Genomic DNA, 21,392 nt, shown 5'->3' with positions numbered 1-21,392 from the left:
CTAGCCGGAGTAGCCGACCGCGCCACGCTACCGGTTGAGACAGACACCCCATCGCACCGCACGGGAACAACAGAAACAACGAGCCGCCGCCGGCACCGATCGCTGTTAGTCCGAAGGAGTATCAGTCCGACCGCTGGCGTGGTGCCCTCGGCTCTGGCTGAATGCCGTCGCCGACCGGTTCAACGCCCCCGCCCCACGACAGAGACGGACCGACGTGGCCCGCAGGGCCGGCAGCGGATGCCCTGCGCCCAGGGCTCGAACGTGCCGAAGGCGCCGCCTCCACCCCGGCCAGTCGAGGTCATGGGAGATGCCGCGCACACGACCCAGCGAACGCAGAGGACCGGACCGTAGACAGAGAGATGTGAAGCGGCCGCCTGCACCACCGGAGCGGGGAACAGGGGATGACACACGGCCGACTGGGGACTCGGCACAGCCACACAACCGAAGCCTGGCGAACCGAACCAGCCTCCCCCGGTTCGGGCGTGGGCCTCGACGACCCACGCCCGGACCCACGCTTGTCGGGGGGCGTGTACACCACCCGAGAGCATCGGTCGGCCTGGCAGGAACCTCCCAAGGGCGGGGCACCACGGCTCTTCTCAGGTATCCGCTCCAAGATTCGCGACGGCGCGTCCGGTCGGGCCGCGAAGTCACCACGTCACGATCACAGCAAGAGGCTCCGCTCTCACCCCCACCGGTCAATCCTCCTGCGGCATCCCTGAACGCATGACCCGAGCTGCTCCGAGAAGCAACCTCCGTAATCGGGTGCCATAACCAGGCAACCGCAACCTCGGCAGACCCCAAGGAGCGCCCCCAGCCTCGGAGCGGCATACCCCTGGTCGGCACGACCCGACAGATTGCGCCCGGCGCAGAGGGCAAAGCCGAGCAGGTGGGTCGTAACGCGGATCGTGCTGGAGTCAGGAGGGGGTGAAGCAGCCAGGCGCCGCGCCAGGCCGGCAAGGTGCCCGAGCATGATCTGCCCGGACGGCCTGCGACTCCGTCGGGCAGGCAATCAGCGGTTGATGAGGCTGACGGTCTGGAGCCTGGGCCGTGGCCCCCGACGAAGCCGACCGACCCCGGTTGGTCGAGCGAGATGGCGGGTGGGGAGAGGAAAAGCCCGACGGTTTCGGGCACGAGCGACGCAACGCCATCCGGTGTAAATCTGCCTGCTGTCCCTGATCAAGCCTGGCACACGCGTCGGAGTTGAGACGGGTTCCCATGCAGGGTAAGACTGGGCCCGGCCAACGAACACGGACCTGTACGGCGACGACAGCATGAGCGCGACGGCGCCGCGACCACGGCCGCTCGCCGTAGCACACTCATTGAAACGAAAGTGGGCCGCCCATCCGGGCGACCCACTCCATCAACTTAGTATCTACTACTTCTCGACGCCGATGATGCCGACTATCCGCTCCAGGTCGTCCACGGTCGCGAACTCGATCGTGATCTTGCCCTTGCTACGGCCGATGTCGACCTTCACCTTGGTGTCGAACCGATCGGACAGCCGGTCGGCGAGGTCGACGAGCGCCGGGGCGTGCGGCTTGGTCCGTCGCTTCGCGGCCTGCTGCTTCGTCTCACCCTCGGCAAGCGCGAGTTGGACCATCTCCTCGGTGGTACGCACCGACAGGCCCTCGCTGACGATCCGCCCCGCCAGCTCCTCCTGCGCCTCGGCGCGTTCGAGGCTGAGCAGCGCCCGCGCGTGGCCCGCGGAGAGCACGCCGGCGGCCACCCGCTTCTGCACCTGCGGGGGCAGGTTCAACAGGCGGATGGTGTTCGAGATCTGCGGCCGGCTGCGCCCGATCTTCCGGGCCAGCTCGTCGTGGGTCGCGCCGAACTCCTCCAGCAGCTGCTGGTACGCGGCGGCCTCTTCGAGCGGGTTCAGCTGGGCGCGGTGGATGTTCTCCAGCAGCGCGTCGCGCAGCATGGCGTCGTCGCGGGTGTCCCGCACGATCGCCGGGATCATGTCCTTGCCGACGGCCTGGGCGGCCCGCCAGCGGCGCTCGCCCATGACGAGCTCGTACTTGTCCGCGCTCAGTTCGCGTACGACGATCGGCTGGAGGAAGCCGACCTCCTGAATGGAGATCTTCAGCTCGTCCAGCATCTCGTCGTCGAAGATCTGCCGGGGCTGCTTCGGGTTCGGCACGATCGAGCCGACCGGGATTTCCGCGAAGCGCGCACCGGGCACCGGCGCCAGGTCCGGCATCGGAGCGGCGGCGGGCATCTCCTCGACGGCCGGGGCCGGGGGAGCGGCCGCGACGGCGGTCGGCGCCGGGGGAGCGGAGACGGGGGCGGCGACCGGCGACTGGGCCGGGACCGCCGGCTCGGGCTGCGGCGCGGGCGGCGCGCCCGTGGTCGGGATCAGCGCACCGAGACCGCGGCCGAGGCCTCCCTTGCGGGCGGGGGGCGGCGTCATGCCGGTGCCTCGCCTTCGACTGCGCAGCGGTACCCGTACGTCATGCTCATGCCCCAACTCCGATCTTCGCGCCGCGCTCGGCGATCTCCTGAGCAGCCTCGAAGTAGCTGGTCGCGCCGCGCGAACCGGGATCATAAGTCATGACCGACTGGCCGTAGCTGGGCGCCTCGGAAACCCGCACGTTGCGGGGGATCACCGACGTCAGCACCTTCTCGCCGAAGTGGTTGCGCACGTCCTGCTCGACGGCGTCGGCCAGGCGGGTACGCCGGTCGTACATCGTGAGCAGGATGGTGGAGACGTCGAGGCTCGGGTTGAGGTGAGCCTTCACCAGGTTGATGTTGTTCAGGAGCTGGTTGAGACCTTCCAGCGCGTAGTACTCGCACTGGATCGGGATCAGCACCTCCTGGGCGGCGCAGAGCGCGTTGACCGTGAGCAGACCCAGCGACGGCGGGCAGTCGATGAAGACGTAGTCGAACTCCATCGGGAACGCCTGGATGGCGCGGCCCAGGCGCGACTCACGGGCGACGACCGAGACGAGCTCGATCTCGGCACCCGCGAGGTCGATGGTGGCCGGCACGCAGTACAGGTTCGGGATGCCCTCGACGGCCTGCGCGACCTCCTCCATCGGCACCTGGTCGATGAGACAGTCGTAGACGTCCGGCACCCCGGCGTGGTGGGGCACGTTCAGGCCCGTCGAGGCGTTGCCCTGCGGGTCGAGGTCGACCACGAGCACCCGGTTGCCGTGCAGTGCGAGGGCCACCGCGAGGTTGACCGTGGTGGTGGTCTTACCCACGCCACCCTTCTGGTTGGCGACGCACATGACGCGCTGCCGGGTCGGGCGAGGCATCGTCACCTCGCCGCTCGGGTTGAGAATCTGAACGGCGCGCATCGCTTCCATTGCCAACGGTGGGTCCTCCGAACTACCGGACGCTGTCGTGTTCGCGTCAGAAGCACCGTACGCGGTGGCACTCTGATCCTCACCCTCGACATGCGTAGAAGTGGGCTGAGGGCGAGGCGACGGCGGCCGGTTCGCCGGGGGAGCGGACACCGGGACGTACCCGGTGGCGCCGTGCGGAGCCGAGGAGAACTCCGCGGGGGGCACGCTGCTCCCCGGCGGCGGCACCGAGGCCGTCGCGCGGAACCCGGTCGCGTCGGGGGACGCCGGACCACTGGGTACCGGATGGGAGCCTGCCGCGCTCGACGTGTAGGTGTTCGAGACGGCCGGCCTCATGCCGGAGCCCGGGTCGGCGGCGCCTCGCTGCGCCGGGGTTGATGTTTCACGTGAAACAACGCCGTAGGAGCCCTGGGGGAGGCTCATGCCGTATTCCTGCACCGTGTCATCCCTGCCCGCATCGGATCGGATGGCTGCGCCGGCCCGTCCGGCGCGCACTGGCGTCTCTGTCGGCGGCACTGCGACCGCACCCGCGACAGTCGGGTCCAGATTATCGACGCGCGGCCAGCCTACGGCTGTCGGGTTGCGGAAGCTACCACCGTCCTCCACTCGGGCAGGCGGTTGACCGACTTCCGGCTGGACAAAAACGAGGAATCCCGGCACCAGTGACATGCGGCACCCGTACCGCCGGGTCGATCCCGATGGATCGGGCCAGCCGCCCGCGACCGGTGCGATGGGGGCGGTCGTCATCACCCGTCGGACCGGCGGCGTACCCGTCGCGAGGACCCGGCCGGAAAGGGGCGAACGCACCACCCCGCCGCCCCCGGGGAAGGCCCCGGGGTAGGTGCGGGGACGCGGCACGTCGGCCGGGGCGGACGTGCCGGTCTCGTCTTCCTGCAGGACACCCATGGTCGTGCGCCCTCTCCGTGAGCGGAGGGCGCACCGCTCAGCGCCGGCGTCCTCCGCGCCCTGCCCGCCGGGACGGCTTGGCAGTCTTCGGCACGACCTCGCGCTCCCGGACGATCTCCACCACGGTGGTGGGCGGGTCGATCAGGCCGACGCCGCACTGGTGGATGACCGCCGGTCCGCCGCCGAGCCGGGCCACCGCGGCCTGGTGCTCGGCGATCTCGTCAGCGGCCGACATGCCCTTGAGCGCCAGCAGGCGTCCTCCCACCGAGGCCAGCGGCAGGCACCAGCCCGCCAGCCGGTCGAGCGGCGCCACCGCGCGGGCGGTGACGACGTCCGCGCTGAGCAGACCCACCTGCTCCTCCGCGCGGCCGCGTACCACGGTGACCTGGCCGGTCAGGTCGAGGGCCGCCACCGCCTCCTCCAGGAAAGCGGTCCGACGTGCCAGTGGTTCAACCAGAATGACCGAAATATCCGGTCTAGCCACTGCGAGCACGATACCGGGCAGACCCGCTCCGGAGCCCACGTCGGCGACCGTGGCGGACGGGGAAATCAGCTCGGCCACCGCGGCGCAGTTGAGCAGGTGCCGCTCCCACAGCCGGGGCGCCTCCCGCGGGCCGATCAGGCCGCGCACCACCCCGTCGGTGGCGAGCAGGTCGACGTAGCGCGCCGCCACGTCGAGCCGGTCGCCGAAGAGCGCCTGCGCCGCGGGCCGCAGCTCGTCAGAGAGAACGGAGCCGGCCACTCCGTCGGGAATGACCGGCTCCGTGAAGTCGTCGAAGGTCACGCCGGACGTACCACGATCCGGCGGTTCGGCTCGACGCCCTCGGACTCGCTCTGCACGCCCGCCGCGGCGTTGACCACGTCGTGCACGCACTTGCGCTCGAAGGCCGACATCGGCTCCAGCTTCACGGCCTCGCCGTGCTGCTTGACCTTCTCGACGGCGTTCTTGGCCAGCGCGCCCAGCTCCTTGCGGCGCTGGTCGCGGTAGCCGCCGACGTCCAGCAGCAGCCGGCTCGGCTCGCCCGTCTGCTTGAAGATGGCCAGGCGGGTCAGCTCCTGCAGCGCCTCCAGCGTCGCGCCGCGCGGGCCGACGAGGGACTGCAGGCGGCTGCCCACGACCTCGACCACCGGACGGCCGCCGGAAACCAGCTCGTCGATGTCGCCATCGGCGTCCAGGATGTCCAGCAGGCCCTCGATGTAGTCCGCGGCGATCTCGCTCTGGCGGAAAAGGTCGGCGTCGCTGGCGGCCTTGCGCTTGGGAGCGGCGGACTCCTCGGCGCCGTCCTCGTTCTCGTCCGCCGCGCCGTCCTCGGCGTCGCCGAGGTCCTCGACTGCCACGTCGTCCAGCTCAGTCTGGTCGGTCACGTTCTTCTCCGGTGTTCGATCCGATCAAAACCCCGTGATCGGCCCCGCGCCTCGCGGCGCGGGGATCACGAGCAGGTCTGTGGTGGGGGTGGCAGTGCCGGAAGGCGTACGGTCAGCCGACGTTCTTCTTGACCGACTTGCGCTTCGGGCTGTTGGCCGGCTTGGCGCCGACCTTCGGCGCGAGCGCCTTCGCGACCTCGGGGTCGATGACCTTCGGCTCCGCCTTGCCGCCGGCCATCTTCGGCGGCGGGTACTTCTTCAGCACCCACATCTGCTGGCCGAGCGAGAAGAGGTTCGTCGTGGTCCAGTAGATGATCAGACCGAGCGGGAACGCGACGGCCGAGATGATCAGCGTGGCCGGGATGCCGTACAGCATCAGCTTCTGCATCGTGCGCTGGGTCGGGTCCTCGGACCAGCCGGTCTTCAGGATCATCTGGCGGCTGGTGAGGTAGGTCGTGAAGATCATGACGACGCCGAGCACACCGCAGAGCACGGCGGCCAGGCCGCCGTCGGTGAACACCGCACCGATGGACACCCCGAACAGCTCGGCCTGCATGCCGCTCTGGAACTGCGCGGCGGTCCAGCCGTAGAGGGTCTCGTCGGAGGTGCCGGTGCCGAGGCGCTTGATCACGTGGAACACGCCGAGGAAGATCGGCATCTGGATCAGCAGCGGGAGGCAGCCCATCAGCGGGTTGGCCTTCTCCCGCCGGTAGAGCTCCATCATCTCGCGCTGGAGCGTCTCCTTGTCACCCTTGTGCTTCTCCTGCAGCGCCTTGAGCTGCGGCTGGAGCGCCTGCATGGCCCGCTGGGACCGGATCTGCTTGACGAACAGCGGGAACAGCACCGCGCGCACCGTCAGCACCAGGAAGACGATCGCCAGGACCCAGTCCCAGTTGGTGCGCAGCCACTGACCGTCGCCCCAGAGCTTGTCGAAGAGGCCGTGCCAGAACAGCAGGACCTTCGAGACGATCGTGTAGATCCAGTCCATCATGAGGGCGTTGCTCCAGTCACATCAGTACTGCGGCGGTTGGGTGGCACAGGGTCATATCCGCCCGGGTGAAAGGGATGGCATCGACCGAGCCGCCGGACCGTCAGCCAGAACCCCCGCAGCGCGCCGTGCCGCGCTATCGCCTCCAGCGCGTAGGTGCTGCAGGACGGGTAGAACCGACAGCGGGCCGGCAGGCCCGGACTCACCCAACGACGGTACGCGATGATGGGTAGGGCCAGCACGCGCCCGGCGAGTGTCGTGGGTCGCGGTGGCTGTGTCATGCCCGCCCCTCGGTTGACCTGCGGCGCGAGGCCTGCGCAGGGTCACGCTTGAGCGCCGCGGCCAGCGCGGCGTCGAGATCACGGCCCAGCTGCTCGTACGACGCCGACGCCGCGTGCGGCTGCGCGCGCACCACGACGGTGGTGCCGCCGGGCAGCCCGTCGAGCCGCTCGGCCGTCAGATGGCGCAGGCGCCGTTTCACTGTGTTACGGGTGACCGCGTTCCCCACCGCCTTGGAGACCACGAACCCGGCCTGCACCGGGGCCGCGGGCGCAGGCCCGGACCCGGGCACGGCAACGGCGTGGCCGGGATCGTCTCCCTGCCACGCCGTCTCGTGTTCAGTTACCGTCGGGGGCACCGCGAGGTGCACCACCACGGCGCCGCGACCGGCCCGGCGGCCAGCCCGCACTGTGGCGGCGAAGTCAGTGCTCCGCCTCAGCCTGTGCGCAGCCGGCAGCATCCGAGGCCCGACCGGGGTCTCAGACCGCCAGGCGGGCGCGGCCCTTGCCCCGGCGCGACGACAGCACCGCGCGCCCGGCGCGGGTGCGCATGCGCAGCCGGAAGCCGTGGGTCTTCGCGCGCCGACGGTTGTTCGGCTGGTACGTGCGCTTGCTCACGTCAGGTCTCCTGGGGATCGCCCCGCGCTCGACGGGGATGTTCTAGCTTCTCGCGGGTCGCCCGCCCGGTTGACGGCAGGATCGCGACGAAGCGTCTCGATCTTGTTGGGTCAGGGCGGAAGGCCGCAACCGACACCCTAGCAGAGGGTGATGGAGCAACCGCTCCAGGGTACACGTGCCGTCGATGTCCGCCAAGAACTCTTCGCAGGTCACTCATCGTGTCAAGAGCGCTCGCTCACCCACAACTCTGGGTATCGCCGCCACCACTCACCGAGAGTGAGGCTGTGGACAACGAGTGGACGCCTGTGGATAACCCTGTTAGCGTGCCGTGGTGCCCGAGCAAGGGCGCCGCCCGTTAATTGTGGTGGTAACCGCAAAACCGGGCAATATGGTGGCTCGTTCGGCACGGTGGGTCCTTCGTGAGGCGCTCCCGCGCCGGATGCGGCACCCCACAGCAGCCGGACCCCGGACGCCGATCGACACACAGCCTGTGGATAACTTGTGGAGAACCCCGAGGATTCGGGGGATAACCCGGGGGAAAACCACGGTCCGTGACCGCACCGTCATCGATCGGAGTGGCGCGCTGAGCTGACAGGCAGCCCGGTGCCAAGCCGAGCCGCCGCCAAAAGGACTTGAAGGGTCGAGCGCATGAACGAGGCTGACAGGTGAGCGACCTCAACGCCGTGTGGCTGGCAGCCACCGACGAGCTCGCCGACGAGATCGTCTCGGCGCAGCACCGCGCCTACCTGCGGCTCACCCAGGCGCTCGCCGTCGTCGACGATCTGGTCCTGCTCAGCGTGCCGGACGCCTTCATCCGGGACATCATCGAGACGAAGCTGCGTACCGCGATCACGGACACGCTCTCCCGGATCATGGGCCGGCCGGTGCAGGTCGCCGTCAAGGTGCGCCCGCCGGACGAGTCCGGGGCCCGGCCCGTGCCGCCCCCGGCGCCGCCGGCCGAGTTCACTCCTTCTACCTATGCGCCCGCGACGCCGCCGTTCAGCCCGCCGCCCGTCGAGCACCCGGTGGTCACCCCCGCCGAGGGCGAGGACGCCCTGTTCGCCGTGCCGGTGCCGCGCCACCCGGAGGTCGCCCCGGTGCGGGTGAGCGCGATGCGCGCCCCCGACCGCGACGGCCCGCCCGACTCCGGGCCCGGCCGCGGCACGGGGCCGCTAGAGTCCCGCGCCGTCCCGCACCCGCTCGGCGGCGGGCGCGACGAGCGCCGCCCCGGCGCGATGCCCGGCTCGGCCGGCGACGCCGGCGGCAACAAGCTCAACCCGAAGTACCGCTTCGAGACCTTCGTCATCGGCTCGTCGAACCGGTTCGCGCACGCGGCGTCGGTCGCGGTGGCCGAGTCGCCGGCCAAGGCGTACAACCCGCTGTTCATCTACGGCGGCTCCGGGCTGGGCAAGACCCACCTGCTCCACGCGATCGGCCACTACGCCCAGGAGCTCGGGCACGCCCGCAGCGTCCGGTACGTGTCGACCGAGGAGTTCACCAACGACTTCATCAACTCGATCCGCGACGACAAGGCCAGCGCGTTCCAGCGCCGCTACCGGGACGTGGACATCCTCCTGATCGACGACATCCAGTTCCTGGAGAAGCGGGACCGGACGCAGGAGGAGTTCTTCCACACCTTCAACACGCTGCACAACGCCAACAAGCAGATCGTCATCACCTCCGACCGCTCGCCCAAGGCGCTGTCGACGCTGGAGGACCGGCTGCGCACCCGGTTCGAGTGGGGCCTGCTGGCCGACATCCAGCCGCCGGACCTGGAGACCCGGATCGCGATCCTGCAGAAGAAGGCGGCCCAGGAGCGCCTGCACGCGCCGGCCGACGTGCTGGAGTTCATCGCCTCCCGGGTGTCGAACTCGATCCGCGAGCTCGAGGGCGCGCTGATCCGGGTGACGGCGTACGCGAACCTCAGCCGCGAGCAGGTCAAGCTGTCGATCGCGGAGGAGGTGCTGCGCGACTTCATCCCGGACGACGCCGCGCCCGAGATCACCGCCGACCAGATCATGCTGTCGACCTCGGAGTACTTCGGCGTCAGCCTGGAGGATCTGCGCGGCCACTCCCGCTCCCGGGTGCTGGTCAACGCGCGCCAGGTCGCCATGTACCTGTGCCGCGAACTGACCGACCTGTCGCTGCCCCGCATCGGGCAGGCGTTCGGCGGCCGCGACCACACCACGGTCATGCACGCCGACCGCAAGATCCGGCAGCAGATGGCGGAGCGGCGCTCGCTCTACAACCAGATCGCCGAGCTGACCAACCGGATCAAGCAGATCTGACGCGTACCCCCTTCCTCTTCTTCCCCGGACGGCCCGCCGCGTGCGGGCCGTCGGCATTTCCACAGCCCCGCGAGGGTTGTGCACACCCGGTGTGGGTACGCGGAAGACATCGCCGTCCGTCGAACCGGCCGCCGGCTGTCCACAGAGATCGTGGATAACTCCGTGGATAACCCGGTGGATTGGCTGTGGATCCGCTGTGGACGCGTGTGGACAGAAAATCGTCCAAAAATCTTGCTGTGGAAAGGGTGTGGACGCCGTGTGGACGGCGCCCCTTGATCCGTGGACAGCGGGCCATGATCGGTGGATATCGCTGTGGAGGGGGAGGCCGGGGTCTGTCCACAGTTTGGGGAGAACCACTGGGGATTGACGGTGGAAAACCTGTGGACGCCGGTGGACAACCGGTGGACGCGGCGGCGGCTGTGGAGAAACAGGCCGGTTATCCACCGCCCGTCCACCGCTCCTCCACACCCGTCCAAGCGTGCTGAGCTGCGCCGGAGCCGTTAATCCACAGTTTCCACAGCACCGATGATGAAGACGTCAGTTATCTCTAAGAGAGAAATCAAACAATCATCACGGCTCGGGAATGTGTGGATGCTCGGCTCGTCGCCGATGCACAGGGGTCGCCGAGGGGAGATCGCCCGAGGGTCCTAAGGTTTCTGTGGTCGACCCTGGCAGCACCGAGGAGGGCTCAAGATGAAGTTTCGGGTGGAGCGGGACGCGCTTGCCGACGCCGTGGCCTGGACCGCCAAGAGCCTGCCGAGCCGCCCGTCGGTGCCGGTGCTCGCGGGTGTGATGCTGCGCGTCATCGACGGCCGCCTGCACGTGTCGGGCTTCGACTACGAGGTCTCCAACCAGGTGGACGTGGAGGTGCAGGCCGACGCGGACGGCGCGACCCTGGTCTCCGGCCGCCTGCTCGCCGAGATCACCAAGGCGCTGCCGGCCAAGCCGGTCGAGATCGCCGCCGTCGGCGCGCACCTCGAGCTGGTCTGCGGCAGCGCGCGGTTCACCCTTCCGACGATGCCGGTGGAGGACTACCCGACGCTGCCCGAGCTGCCCGCCAGCGCGGGCCGGGTGGACGCGGCCGTGTTCGCCTCGGCGGTCTCGCAGGTGGCCATCGCCGCCGGGCGGGACGAGACGCTGCCGATGATGACCGGCGTCCGGCTCGAGCTGACCGGCGACACGCTCGCCCTGCTCGCCACCGACCGGTACCGGCTGGCCATCCGCGAGATCTCGTGGACCCCGGACGACCCGGAGATCAACGTGAACGCGCTGGTGCCCGCGCGCACCCTGGCCGACACCGCCAAGACGCTCGGCCCGACCGGCGGCGACGTCACCATCGCGCTGGCCGACGGCGGCAAGGGCGAGGGCATGATCGGCTTCCTGGGCGGCTCGAAGGTCGGCGGCTCCCGCCGGACCACCAGCCGCCTGCTCGACGGCCAGTCGTACCCGCCGGTCCGCTCGCTGTTCGCGCCCAGCTACTCCTCTGAGGCCCGGGTCGCCGTCTCGGCGCTGGTCGAGGTGGTCAAGCGCGTGTCCCTGGTGGCCGAGAAAGCCACGCCGGTGCGCCTGAACTTCAGCGAGGATGGTCTCGTGGTCGAGGCCGGCGGCACCGAGGAGGCGCGGGCGAGCGAGGCGATGGACGCCACGTTCACCGGGGAGTCGATGACCATCGCCTTCAACCCGCAGTACCTCATCGAGGGCCTGGCCGCGCTCGGCGCGCCGACGGCGGTGTTCTCGTTCAACGACCCGTTCAAGCCGGCCGTGATCACCCCGGCCGCCGAGGACGGCGCCGCCATCCCCGGCTTCCGCTACCTGATCATGCCGATCAGGGTGGGCCGCTGACCGCGGCCTCGCACCAACGCACCAAGGGGGAAGACATGCAGCTCGGTCTGGTCGGTCTCGGCAAGATGGGCGGCAACATGCGCGACCGGCTGCGCGAGGCCGGGCACGACGTCGTCGGATACGACCGCAACCCGGCCCTCTCCGACGCCGAGAACCTGGCCGACCTCGTGTCGAAGCTCGCGGCGCCGCGCGCCGTGTGGGTGATGGTGCCCGCGGGCGTCACCGAGGCCACCATCGACGAGCTGGCTCCGCTGCTCAGCCCCGGCGACCTGATCATCGACGGCGGCAACTCGCGCTTCTCGTCCGACGGCCCCCGGGCCGGGCGGCTGAGCACGCGCGGCATCGGCTACATGGACGTCGGCGTCTCCGGCGGGGTGTGGGGCAAGGAGAACGGCTACGGCCTGATGGTCGGCGGCTCGGACGAGAACGTCGCCCGGATGATGCCGGTGTTCGACGCGCTCAAGCCCGAGGGTGAGTTCGGCTTCGTGCACGCCGGCCCGGTCGGCGCCGGCCACTACGCCAAGATGGTGCACAACGGCATCGAGTACGGCCTGATGCACGCGTACGCCGAGGGCTTCGAGCTGCTGGAGGCCTCGGAGCTGGTGACCAACGTGCCCGGCGTGTTCCGGTCCTGGCGCGAGGGCACCGTCATCCGGTCCTGGCTGCTCGACCTGATGGACCTGGCGCTGACCGACGACGCGCATCTGGAGAAGCTGAAGGGCTACGCCGAGGACACCGGCGAGGGCCGGTGGACCGTGGAGGAGGCGATCCGCCTCGCGGTGCCGATGCACGTCATCTCCGCGTCGCTGTTCGCCCGCTTCGAGTCCCGGCAGGACGACTCCCCGGCGATGAAGGCGATCGCCGCGCTGCGCAACCAGTTCGGCGGGCACGCCGTGCAGCAGGCCGGCTGAGCGGTGTACGTCAGAAGGCTCGAACTCGTCGACGTCCGCTCGTACCCACGGGTGGGCGTCGACCTCGAGCCGGGGCCGAACGTGCTGATCGGCCCGAACGGCGTCGGCAAGACCAACCTGGTCGAGGCGCTCGGCTACGTCGCCACCCTGGCCAGCCACCGGGTGTCCACCGACGCCCCGCTGGTCCGGGTCGGCGCGGCCACCGGCGTGATCCGCTGCGCGATCGTGCACGAGAGCCGCGAGCTGCTGGTCGAGCTGGAGATCGTGCCGGGCAAGGCCAACCGGGCCCGGCTGGGCCGCTCTCCGGCGCGCCGCCCGCGCGACATCCTCGGCGCGCTGCGGCTGGTGCTGTTCGCGCCGGAGGACCTGGCCCTGGTCCGGGGCGAGCCCGACCAGCGCCGCCGCTACCTCGACGACCTGCTCACCGCCCGTCAGCCCCGGTTCGCCGCGGTGCGGGCCGACTACGAGCGGGTGCTCAAGCAGCGCAACGCCCTGCTGCGCACGGCCTACCTGGCCCGTAAGGTCGGCGGTGGGCGCGGTGACCTGAGCACGCTGCAGGTGTGGGACCAGCACCTCGCCGAGCACGGCGCGCAACTGCTACGAGCCCGGCTCGCCCTGGTCGAGCAGCTCGCGCCGTACCTGGAGGACGCCTACCAGCAGGTCAGCGCCGGGGTCGGCAAGGCCGTCGCGGAGTACCGCGCCTCGGTGCCCGAACCCACCATCGAGTCGATGCTCGCCGCGCTGGAGGCGGTGCGCGCCGACGAGATCGCCCGCGGCACCACGCTGGCCGGCCCGCACCGCGACGACCTCGTGCTGCGCCTGGGCGACCTGCCGGTCAAGGGCTACGCCAGCCACGGCGAGTCCTGGTCGTACGCGCTCGCGCTGCGGCTGGCCGGGTACGCGCTGCTGCGCGCCGACGGCATCGAGCCGGTGCTGATCCTCGACGACGTCTTCGCCGAGCTGGACACCGGGCGCCGGGACCGGCTCGCCCACCTGATCGGCGACGCCGCCCAGGTGATCATCACGTGTGCCGTGGAGGCCGACGTGCCCGCGTCGCTGCGCGGCGCCCGCTATCTCGTCGCACCGGGGGAGGTGACCCGTGCCTGACGGCGTACCCCCGCAAGAACCGCAGGGTCCGGAGCTGGCACGGGCCGCGCTGGACGCGGCGCTGCAGCGGCGGGCGGCCCGCAACCAGGCCGCGGCCGAGGCCCGCGCCAAGGGTGAGGGCGGTCAGCGCTTCCGGCCGCGCGGCTACTCCGGCCCCGGGCCCGATCCGCGCGACCCGGCGAAGGTCGGTGACGTGCTGGCCCGGCTGATGAAGGCCCGCGGCTGGCAGCGCCCGACCGCGCAGGCGACCGTGTTCGGCGAGTGGGAGAAGTGCGTCGGCCCCGACATCGCCTCGCACAGCCGCCCGGTCAAGCTGGAGAACGGCGAGCTGACCGTCGAGGCCGAGTCCACCGCGTGGGCCACCCAGCTGCGGCTGCTCGCGCGCACCATCCTCACCCGCATCGCGGGCACCGTCGGCAACAACGTCGTCACCAAACTCCACATCCACGGCCCCGCCGCCCCCTCCTGGTCCCACGGCCGCAAACGCGTCCGCGGCACCGGCCCGGGGGACACCTACGGCTGAGCCGGCCGCCGTCGGTCGCGTCATGATCGTTCAACTTGCCAGGCACATGGCCGAATGAGCGGTCAAGATTCGCGCACCTGCCAGGCAAGTCGAACGATCGTCGTGGGGTGGTGCCGCTCGGGGAACCACGCACGGGTCTGGGGTGTCTGAGGGCCATGCGGAGAGTGTGGGGACATCTCGCGGCGCTGGTGGTGATGTCGTCGGCGCTGATCGTGGGGCCGATGAGCCCGGCGTGCGCGTGCAGTTGCGCCGAGCCGGACCCGGTGAAGAACGCGGCCTGGGCGGATCTCGTCTTCGTCGGCGTGGTCGTGGACGTCGACCGCCCGGCGTTCAGCATGTCCAGCGGCGACCTGATGACCGCCCGGCTCACCGTGGAGCGGGTGGACAAGGGCAGCGCCGCGGGCCATGTCGAGATCAAGACGGCTGTCGAGGGGCCGAGCTGCGGGTTCGGCTTCGTCGAGGGCACCCGGTATCTGATCTACAGCAGGGACGGGCAGACCAGCATCTGCGCCGGCAACCGGATGCTCGGGGCGGCGCCCGAGGTGGAGCTGGACAGTGATGTGCCGGTGGCGGCGCTGGTGGCCGGTGCCGCGACGGTCGTCGTGGTCGCGCTCGCGCTGTGGTGGGTGCTGCGTCGCCGGGGCACCCCGCGGCCGGTGGCCGGGCCTGTGGACGACGGCCCGGCCGGCGCTCCGGGTCAGGACTCGGCGTAGACCGCGAAGCCGCGGTCGGCGCAGCGGCGGTAGAACTGGGCCAGCACGGCGAACTCCGACAGCGGGAAGCTCCACTGCGGGTCGCCGTCGGTCTCCTCGCGCAGCGCGTCGAGGCGCTGGTCCAGCCACCGCAGCTGCTGCTCGGAGAGTCGGGAATCGGTCAGCGCGGCACGCAGCACCGAGGCGACGCTGTCGAAGGTGACGTTGGCGCCGAAGGGGGTGTGCCCGGCGACGAACTTCTCCAGGCCGCCCGCGATCCAGGCGCAGCCGTCGGGGTCGATGACGGGGTCCTCGTCCTCCTCGGCGGCCTCTGTGGCGTACAGCACACCCTTGAGTCCGAGCAGCAGGTCGACGACCTCGGTGTACGCCGTCGCGCGCACCGTGCCGGTGCGGGCGATGTGACCGGCCAGCGCCGCCGTGGGGGCGGCGGTGCTCGGCTGCTCCGCGAGATCGGCGAAGTCGACGAATTCCGCGGGCGCCACGGGGTCGTAGAAGCGACCCGTACGAGGCCACTGCACCGCGACGTTGTCCAGACCCATGTCAGCCTCTCGAAGCGCGTGAGTTCCAGGCCGTGCGCAACTTACGGCATTGCGGGGACATTGCGCGACCCTCCGAACCGCCCCTTCTGGGCCCTCGCGCTACCGGCCACGGGAGCGCCAGCCGCGTGGGGGGAGTTGCGACCGGAGCCGTTCGGGCGGCTACGGGGCTGTGAGGGCCTCGAAACGGCGTGCTACGGGTGCCGCGTGCGGCGAATGTCTGCGCGACCCAGTAGGATCGTGAGCGAGAGCAGAACACTGGGTGGACCGTGTACGCGACACCGGTGGGTTGTCCCGCGCGACGCCGGTCCCTCCGGTGCTGCGATCCGTGTCACCCCCGTCCCGCGTACGCCGATCCCCGCGAAGCCTGCGCCGCGGACGAGTGGGTATGCGGAACGCGGTCTGCAGGGCTGAGTTGTTGTCCCCGCCGTCCCGGCGGCGGAGGAGGGATTGAGAGTGGCAGCGCCGAAGAGCCAGAGCAACTACGACGCATCATCGATCACCGTTCTGGAGGGCCTGGAGGCGGTACGCAAGCGGCCCGGTATGTACATCGGCTCCACCGGTGAGCGGGGCCTGCACCACCTCGTGTGGGAGGTGGTCGACAACGCGGTCGACGAGGCGCTCGCCGGCTACTGCGACACGATCTCCATCACGCTGACCAAGGACGGCGGCGTGCGCGTCGTCGACAACGGCCGCGGCATCCCGGTCGACATCCACCCGGTGGAGAAGCGGCCGACGGTCGAGGTCGTGCTGACCGTGCTGCACGCGGGCGGCAAGTTCGACGGCAAGGCGTACGCGGTCTCCGGCGGTCTGCACGGCGTCGGCATCTCCGTGGTGAACGCGCTCTCCACGCGCATCGACCTGGAGATCCACAAGGACGACTTCGTCTGGCGGCAGCGCTACGACCACTCCAAGCCGAGCCCGCTGGAGAAGGGCGAGCCCACCAACCGCACCGGCACCAGCGTCACGTTCTACCCGGACCCGCAGATCTTCGAGACGGTCGAGTTCAACTTCGAGACCATCTACCGCCGGGTGCAGGAGATGGCGTTCCTCAACCGGGGCCTGACCATCGCGCTGCGCGACGAGCGCGCGCTGGCCGCCGAGGGCGAGGAGGCCGAGGTCCGCGACGTCACCTTCTGCTACAAGGGCGGCATCGCCGACTTCGTGCGGCACCTGAACAACACCAAGAGCCCGCTCCACAAGACGGTCGTCGAGTTCGGCTCCGAGGGCGAGGGCATGTCCCTCGAGATCGCGATGCAGTGGAACGAGTCGTACGGCGAGTCGGTCTACACCTTCGCCAACACGATCAACACGCACGAGGGCGGCACGCACGAGGAGGGCTTCCGGGCGGCGCTGACCACGATCATCAACAAGTACGGCGCGGATAAGAAGATCCTCAAGGCGGACGAGAAGCTCTCCGGCGAGGACATCCGCGAGGGCCTGGCCGCCATCATCTCGGTGAAGCTGGCCAACCCGCAGTTCGAGGGCCAGACCAAGACCAAGCTGGGCAACACCGAGGTCAAGAGCTTCGTGCAGAAGGTCTGCAACGAGTGGCTGGCGGACTGGCTGGAGCGCAACCCGGCCGAGGCCAAGACCGTCATCACCAAGGCCTCGCAGGCCGCCCGCGCCCGCATCGCCGCCGCGCAGGCCCGCAAGCTGGCCCGGCGCAAGTCGCTGCTGGAGTCGGGCTCGATGCCGGGCAAGCTGGCCGACTGCCAGTCGACCGACCCGAAGATGTGCGAGCTGTTCATCGTCGAGGGCGACTCGGCCGGCGGCTCGGCCAAGCAGGGCCGTGACCCGCGGGTGCAGGCGATCCTGCCGATCCGCGGCAAGATCCTGAACGTGGAGAAGGCGCGCATCGACAAGGTGCTGCGCAACAACGAGGTCCAGGCGCTGATCACCGCGCTCGGTACCGGCATCCACGACGAGTTCGACATCGAGAAGCTGCGCTACCACAAGATCGTGCTGATGGCCGACGCGGACGTGGACGGCCAGCACATCCAGACGCTGCTGCTGACGCTGCTGTTCCGCTTCATGCGGCCGCTGGTCGAGCTGGGCCACGTCTACCTGGCGTCGCCGCCGCTGTTCAAGATCAAATGGAACAAGAAGGGCGACGACGCGCAGTACGCGTACTCCGACCGGGAGCGCGACGGCCTGATCCGGCTGCGCCAGGAGACCAAGCCGAACGCCAAGCCGGACGACATCCAGCGGTTCAAGGGCCTGGGCGAGATGAACTACCCGGAGCTGTGGGAGACCACGATGAACCCGGGCACCCGGACCCTGCGCCAAGTCACTCTCGACGACGCTGCAACCGCGGACGAGCTCTTCAGCGTGCTGATGGGCGAGGACGTTGAAGCGCGGCGCTCCTTCATCCAGCGCAACGCGAAGGACGTGCGGTTCCTCGACATCTAGTCGGGGAGAGGTGTCGCACTCTGGACATCTGGTCAGCAAGCTCTCACCTGTGGATGAACGACTCGTTTATCCACAGGTGGAGCTGAGATCCACAGCGTTATCCACAGCTTCCTCAGCTTCATACGCAGGAAAGAGTTCTGAACAGTGAGCGAGACTCCTGACCTTCGGCCGGAAGAGGCCGTCGGCGTGCACGGCCGCATCGAGCCCGTCGGGCTCGAGGTGGAGATGCAGCGTTCGTACCTCGACTACGCCATGAGCGTCATCGTGGGCCGGGCGCTGCCGGACGTGCGCGACGGGCTCAAGCCGGTGCACCGCAAGATCCTCTACGCCATGTACGACGGCGGCTTCCGCCCCGACCGCGGCTACTTCAAGTGCGCCCGCGTCGTCGGCGAGGTGATGGGCAACTACCACCCGCACGGTGACACCGCGATCTACGACTCGCTGGTCCGCATGGCCCAGCCCTGGTCGCTGCGCTACCCCCTGATCGACGGCAACGGCAACTTCGGCTCCCCGGGCAACGACCCCGCGGCGGCCATGCGGTACACCGAGTGCCGGCTCTTCCCGCTCGCGATGGAGCTGCTGCGCGACATCGACGAGGACACGGTCGACTTCGTCCCGAACTACGACGGCCGCAACCAGGAGCCGACGATCCTGCCGTCGCGCTTTCCGAACCTGCTCGTCAACGGCTCCGAGGGCATCGCCGTCGGTATGGCCACCAAGATCCCGCCGCACAACCTGCGCGAGATCGCCCAGGCCGTGCAGTGGGTGCTGGCGAACCCGGAGGCCGACGAGGCCACCGTGCTCGACGAGGCGATCACGATCGTCAAGGGCCCGGACTTCCCGACCCGCGGCCTCATCGTCGGCACCAGCACCATCGAGGAGGCGTACCGCACCGGTCGCGGCTCGATCCGGATGCGGGCCGTGGTCGAGGTCGAGGAGGACAAGAAGGGCCGCGCCTGCCTCGTCGTCACCGAGCTGCCCTACCAGGTCAACCCGGACAACCTCGCCGAGCGCGTCGCCGAGCTGGTCAAGGAGGGCAAGCTCGGCGGCATCGCCGACATCCGCGACGAGTCCTCGGGCCGCACCGGCATGCGCCTGGTGCTCGTGCTCAAGCGCGACGCCGTCGCGAAGGTCGTGCTGAACAACCTGTACAAGCACACCCAGCTGCAGGAGACGTTCGGCGCGAACATGCTGGCGCTGGTGGACGGCGTGCCGCGCACGCTGAACCTGGCCCAGTTCCTCATGCACTACGTGAACCACCAGATCGAGGTCATCCAGCGGCGGACCGCGTACCGCCTGCGCAAGGCCGAGGAGCGCGCCCACATCCTGCGCGGTCTGGTCAAGGCGCTGGACATGCTGGACGAGGTCATCGCCCTCATCCGCCGCTCGCCGAGCGCGGAGGAGTCGAAGACCGGCCTCATGCGGCTGCTCGACGTCGACGAGATCCAGGCCACCGCGATCCTGGACATGCAGCTGCGTCGGCTGGCCGCCCTGGAGCGTCAGAAGATCATCGACGAGCTCGCGAAGATCGAGCTGGAGATCACCGACCTCAAGGACATCCTGGCCAAGCCGGAGCGCCAGCGGAAGATCATCAGCGACGAGCTCGGCGAGATCGTCGCCAAGTGGGGCGACGACCGCCGCACGAAGATCATCCCGTTCGACGGCGAGGTCTCCATGGAGGACCTCATCGCCCGCGAGGACGTGGTGGTGACCATCACCCGAACCGGGTACGCCAAACGGACGAAGGTCGACCTCTATCGGTCACAGAAGCGGGGCGGTAAGGGTGTCTCCGGCGCGACCCTGCGCCAGGACGACATCGTCAGCCACTTCTTCGTCTGCTCCACGCACGACTGGATCCTGTTCTTCACCAACAAGGGCCGGGTCTACCGCGCGAAGGCGTACGAGTTCCCCGAGGCCTCGCGGGTCGCCAAGGGCCAGCACGTGGCGAACCTGCTCGCGTTCCAGCCGGACGAGACCATCGCCCAGGTCATCGAGATCGCGAACTACGAGGTCGCGCCGTACCTGGTGCTGGCGACCAAGAACGGCCTGGTCAAGAAGACCGCGCTGGCGGAGTTCGACTCCAACCGCAGCGGCGGCATCATCGCGATCAACCTGCGCGACGACGACGAACTCGTCGGCGCCGCGCTGATCGCCGCGGAAGACGATCTGCTCCTGGTCAGCAAGCAGGCGCAGGCGATCCGCTTCAACGCCACCGACGAGGCGCTGCGCCCCATGGGCCGGGCCACGTCGGGTGTCATCGGCATGCGCTTCGGCGACGGCGACGAGCTGCTCGCCATGGAGGTGGTGCGCGACGGCATGGACGTCCTCGTCGCGACCAACGGCGGATACGCCAAGCGCACCCCGATCGACGAGTACCCGGTCCAGGGCCGGGGAGGTAAGGGCGTACTGACCGCAAAGATCACCGAACGCCGTGGCGGACTGGTGGGCGCGGTCGTTATCAGCCCGGAAGACGAGCTCTTCGCTATCACGAGCAACGGCGGAGTTATCCGAACTCCGGTGAAGCCCGTGCGGCGGACGCGCGATCGGAACACAATGGGTGTCAAGCTGATGGACCTCCCAGAAGGCGTAACCCTCGTCGCCATTGCCCGCAATGCCGATGAGCCGGACGAACAGGACTAGTGCATGACGGAGACACAGGCGATGTCGGAGACCGCGGGGGCTCCGGCGAGTCCGGTCGAGAAGGACGGCGGCGACGCCGCCACGGCGACCGGCCGGGCGGCCGTAGGCCGCGCGACAGTCCCCGCAGATCAGTCCGAGCCGACCCCGGCCCGGTCCGCGGTGGGTGGTGACGAGCCGGCCGGCAGCACCGCTGCTGCCGCCACGACCAGCACCACCACGACCGGCAGCTTCACCCGTCCCGCGGGCATGCCCGCACCGGAGTCCGAGCCGACCGCCGCCATCGCGACGTCGGACCGGCCGGCGACCGCCACCGGGCGCGTGGCAGCCGGCTCGTCCACGCTGCGCTCGGTGGTCAGCAGCGCGAGCGCCGGCGCGGTGCGGGTCACCGAGGCCGTGCGCGCGGCGCGCACCAGCGCCGGGTCGGCCGCCACGCGCGGCCCGCGCCGGGCGCGGCTGAGCGTCAAGCGCATCGACCCGTGGTCGGTCATGAAGTTCGCCTTCGCCGTGTCCTTCGTGCTGCTGGTCGTCATCGTGGTCGCCACCTCGGTGCTGTACCTGGCGCTGGACGCGATGGGCGTGTTCAACTCGCTGAACACCACCCTGGCGGACCTGTTCAACGCCAACGGCGGCGAGAGCGGCTTCCGGATCAGCGCCAGCGCGGTGATCGGGACGTCGGCCATCCTGGGTGCGATCAACGTGGTGCTCTTCACCGCGCTGATGACCCTGGGCGCGTTCATCTACAACGTCTGCGCCGACCTGGTCGGCGGCATCGAGATCACGCTCGCCGAGCGCGACTGATCCCAGGCCACACCACAGCGGTCCGCGGTTCACCCACGGACCGCTGTGTCGTGCCCGGGGGCGGGCGCCATGTCACGGGGGCGCTGGGTCTGTGGGGGAAGGCAAGATCGGTAGCTCGTGTCCGAACCGCGGGTCCAGCCACAGGTTTCGACACCAACGCCG

General features: G+C 69.8%; 18 protein-coding genes. 9 read left to right on the top strand and 9 right to left on the bottom strand.

Features of this window, described 5'->3' with window-relative positions; genetic code table 11:
* Window positions 1-1,375: 1,375 nt before the first annotated feature.
* The 8 genes from Cba03nite_RS38500 to rpmH form a co-directional block, all read right to left on the bottom strand.
* Window positions 1,376-2,410: a ParB/RepB/Spo0J family partition protein gene (locus tag Cba03nite_RS38500; protein ID WP_203757332.1), complete on the bottom strand. Its 1,035-nt coding sequence runs from the start codon at window positions 2,408-2,410 to the stop codon at window positions 1,376-1,378.
* A 46-nt stretch (window positions 2,411-2,456) separates the two neighbouring features.
* The gene (locus Cba03nite_RS40475) at window positions 2,457-3,728 is read right to left on the bottom strand and encodes a ParA family protein (RefSeq protein WP_275411647.1); all 1,272 of its coding nucleotides are present in this window, start codon (window positions 3,726-3,728) and stop codon (window positions 2,457-2,459) included.
* A 520-nt stretch (window positions 3,729-4,248) separates the two neighbouring features.
* Window positions 4,249-4,965: a 16S rRNA (guanine(527)-N(7))-methyltransferase RsmG gene (gene rsmG / locus Cba03nite_RS38490; protein ID WP_373315810.1), complete on the bottom strand. Its 717-nt coding sequence runs from the start codon at window positions 4,963-4,965 to the stop codon at window positions 4,249-4,251.
* Between the two features lie 26 nt (window positions 4,966-4,991).
* Window positions 4,992-5,549 carry a Jag family protein gene (locus tag Cba03nite_RS38485; protein ID WP_373315809.1) on the bottom strand — a complete coding sequence of 186 codons (558 nt, stop codon included), beginning with the start codon at window positions 5,547-5,549 and terminating at the stop codon, window positions 4,992-4,994.
* A gap of 139 nt (window positions 5,550-5,688) precedes the next feature.
* Entirely contained in the window at window positions 5,689-6,567 is an 879-nt protein-coding gene (gene yidC, locus Cba03nite_RS38480) for a membrane protein insertase YidC (RefSeq protein WP_346114768.1), read from the bottom strand.
* Complete coding sequence (gene yidD / locus Cba03nite_RS38475) at window positions 6,564-6,845, bottom strand: membrane protein insertion efficiency factor YidD (protein WP_203757328.1); 282 nt, start codon at window positions 6,843-6,845, stop codon at window positions 6,564-6,566. The genes yidC and yidD overlap by 4 nt, the downstream gene beginning before the upstream one ends.
* The gene (gene rnpA, locus Cba03nite_RS38470; RefSeq protein WP_203757326.1) at window positions 6,842-7,303 is read right to left on the bottom strand and encodes a ribonuclease P protein component; all 462 of its coding nucleotides are present in this window, start codon (window positions 7,301-7,303) and stop codon (window positions 6,842-6,844) included. The genes yidD and rnpA overlap by 4 nt, the downstream gene beginning before the upstream one ends.
* A gap of 19 nt (window positions 7,304-7,322) precedes the next feature.
* The gene (gene rpmH / locus Cba03nite_RS38465) at window positions 7,323-7,460 is read right to left on the bottom strand and encodes a 50S ribosomal protein L34 (RefSeq protein WP_120317612.1); all 138 of its coding nucleotides are present in this window, start codon (window positions 7,458-7,460) and stop codon (window positions 7,323-7,325) included.
* A 665-nt stretch (window positions 7,461-8,125) separates the two neighbouring features.
* On the opposite strand from rpmH, the gene dnaA reads away from it, so the two are divergent.
* From dnaA to Cba03nite_RS38435, 6 genes are all read left to right on the top strand, one after another.
* Window positions 8,126-9,748: a chromosomal replication initiator protein DnaA gene (gene dnaA / locus Cba03nite_RS38460; RefSeq protein ID WP_203757324.1), complete on the top strand. Its 1,623-nt coding sequence runs from the start codon at window positions 8,126-8,128 to the stop codon at window positions 9,746-9,748.
* Window positions 9,749-10,441: 693 nt separating this feature from the next.
* Window positions 10,442-11,590 carry a DNA polymerase III subunit beta gene (dnaN, locus tag Cba03nite_RS38455; protein ID WP_203757322.1) on the top strand — a complete coding sequence of 383 codons (1,149 nt, stop codon included), beginning with the start codon at window positions 10,442-10,444 and terminating at the stop codon, window positions 11,588-11,590.
* Between the two features lie 35 nt (window positions 11,591-11,625).
* Window positions 11,626-12,501, top strand: coding sequence for a phosphogluconate dehydrogenase (NAD(+)-dependent, decarboxylating) (gene gnd, locus Cba03nite_RS38450; RefSeq protein WP_203757320.1), 876 nt, complete (start codon window positions 11,626-11,628; stop codon window positions 12,499-12,501).
* A gap of 3 nt (window positions 12,502-12,504) precedes the next feature.
* A complete protein-coding gene (recF, locus tag Cba03nite_RS38445; protein WP_203757318.1) occupies window positions 12,505-13,608 on the top strand; it encodes a DNA replication/repair protein RecF in 1,104 nt (367 codons plus the stop codon).
* Window positions 13,601-14,131, top strand: a complete 531-nt coding sequence (locus Cba03nite_RS38440; RefSeq protein ID WP_203757316.1) for a DciA family protein — start codon at window positions 13,601-13,603, stop codon at window positions 14,129-14,131. Before recF ends, Cba03nite_RS38440 begins: the two co-directional genes overlap by 8 nt.
* Window positions 14,132-14,286: 155 nt before the next feature.
* Window positions 14,287-14,844 (top strand): hypothetical protein, encoded by a 558-nt coding sequence (locus tag Cba03nite_RS38435; RefSeq protein WP_203757309.1) that lies wholly within the window; start codon window positions 14,287-14,289, stop codon window positions 14,842-14,844.
* On the opposite strand, the gene Cba03nite_RS38430 is transcribed toward Cba03nite_RS38435, so the two are convergent.
* Window positions 14,829-15,383, bottom strand: a complete 555-nt coding sequence (locus Cba03nite_RS38430; RefSeq protein ID WP_203757307.1) for a hypothetical protein — start codon at window positions 15,381-15,383, stop codon at window positions 14,829-14,831. The two genes, Cba03nite_RS38435 and Cba03nite_RS38430, sit on opposite strands and share 16 nt — an antisense overlap.
* 453 nt (window positions 15,384-15,836) lie before the next feature.
* Between Cba03nite_RS38430 and gyrB the strand changes: the two genes are divergently transcribed.
* The 3 genes from gyrB to Cba03nite_RS38415 all read left to right on the top strand — a co-directional run bounded on the left by gyrB (window position 15,837) and on the right by Cba03nite_RS38415 (window position 21,230).
* Window positions 15,837-17,792, top strand: coding sequence for a DNA topoisomerase (ATP-hydrolyzing) subunit B (gene gyrB / locus Cba03nite_RS38425; protein ID WP_203757306.1), 1,956 nt, complete (start codon window positions 15,837-15,839; stop codon window positions 17,790-17,792).
* A 144-nt stretch (window positions 17,793-17,936) separates the two neighbouring features.
* Complete coding sequence (gyrA, locus tag Cba03nite_RS38420) at window positions 17,937-20,432, top strand: DNA gyrase subunit A (protein WP_275411646.1); 2,496 nt, start codon at window positions 17,937-17,939, stop codon at window positions 20,430-20,432.
* 3 nt (window positions 20,433-20,435) lie between these two features.
* Window positions 20,436-21,230, top strand: coding sequence for a DUF3566 domain-containing protein (locus Cba03nite_RS38415; protein ID WP_203757304.1), 795 nt, complete (start codon window positions 20,436-20,438; stop codon window positions 21,228-21,230).
* Window positions 21,231-21,392: the final 162 nt, after the last annotated feature.

It is taken from the genome of Catellatospora bangladeshensis (genome assembly GCF_016862575.1).
GTDB classification, from domain to species: domain Bacteria; phylum Actinomycetota; class Actinomycetes; order Mycobacteriales; family Micromonosporaceae; genus Catellatospora; species Catellatospora bangladeshensis.
Note: the sequence above shows the minus strand (reverse complement) of the source record. Positions and strands in the feature narration are given on the sequence as shown.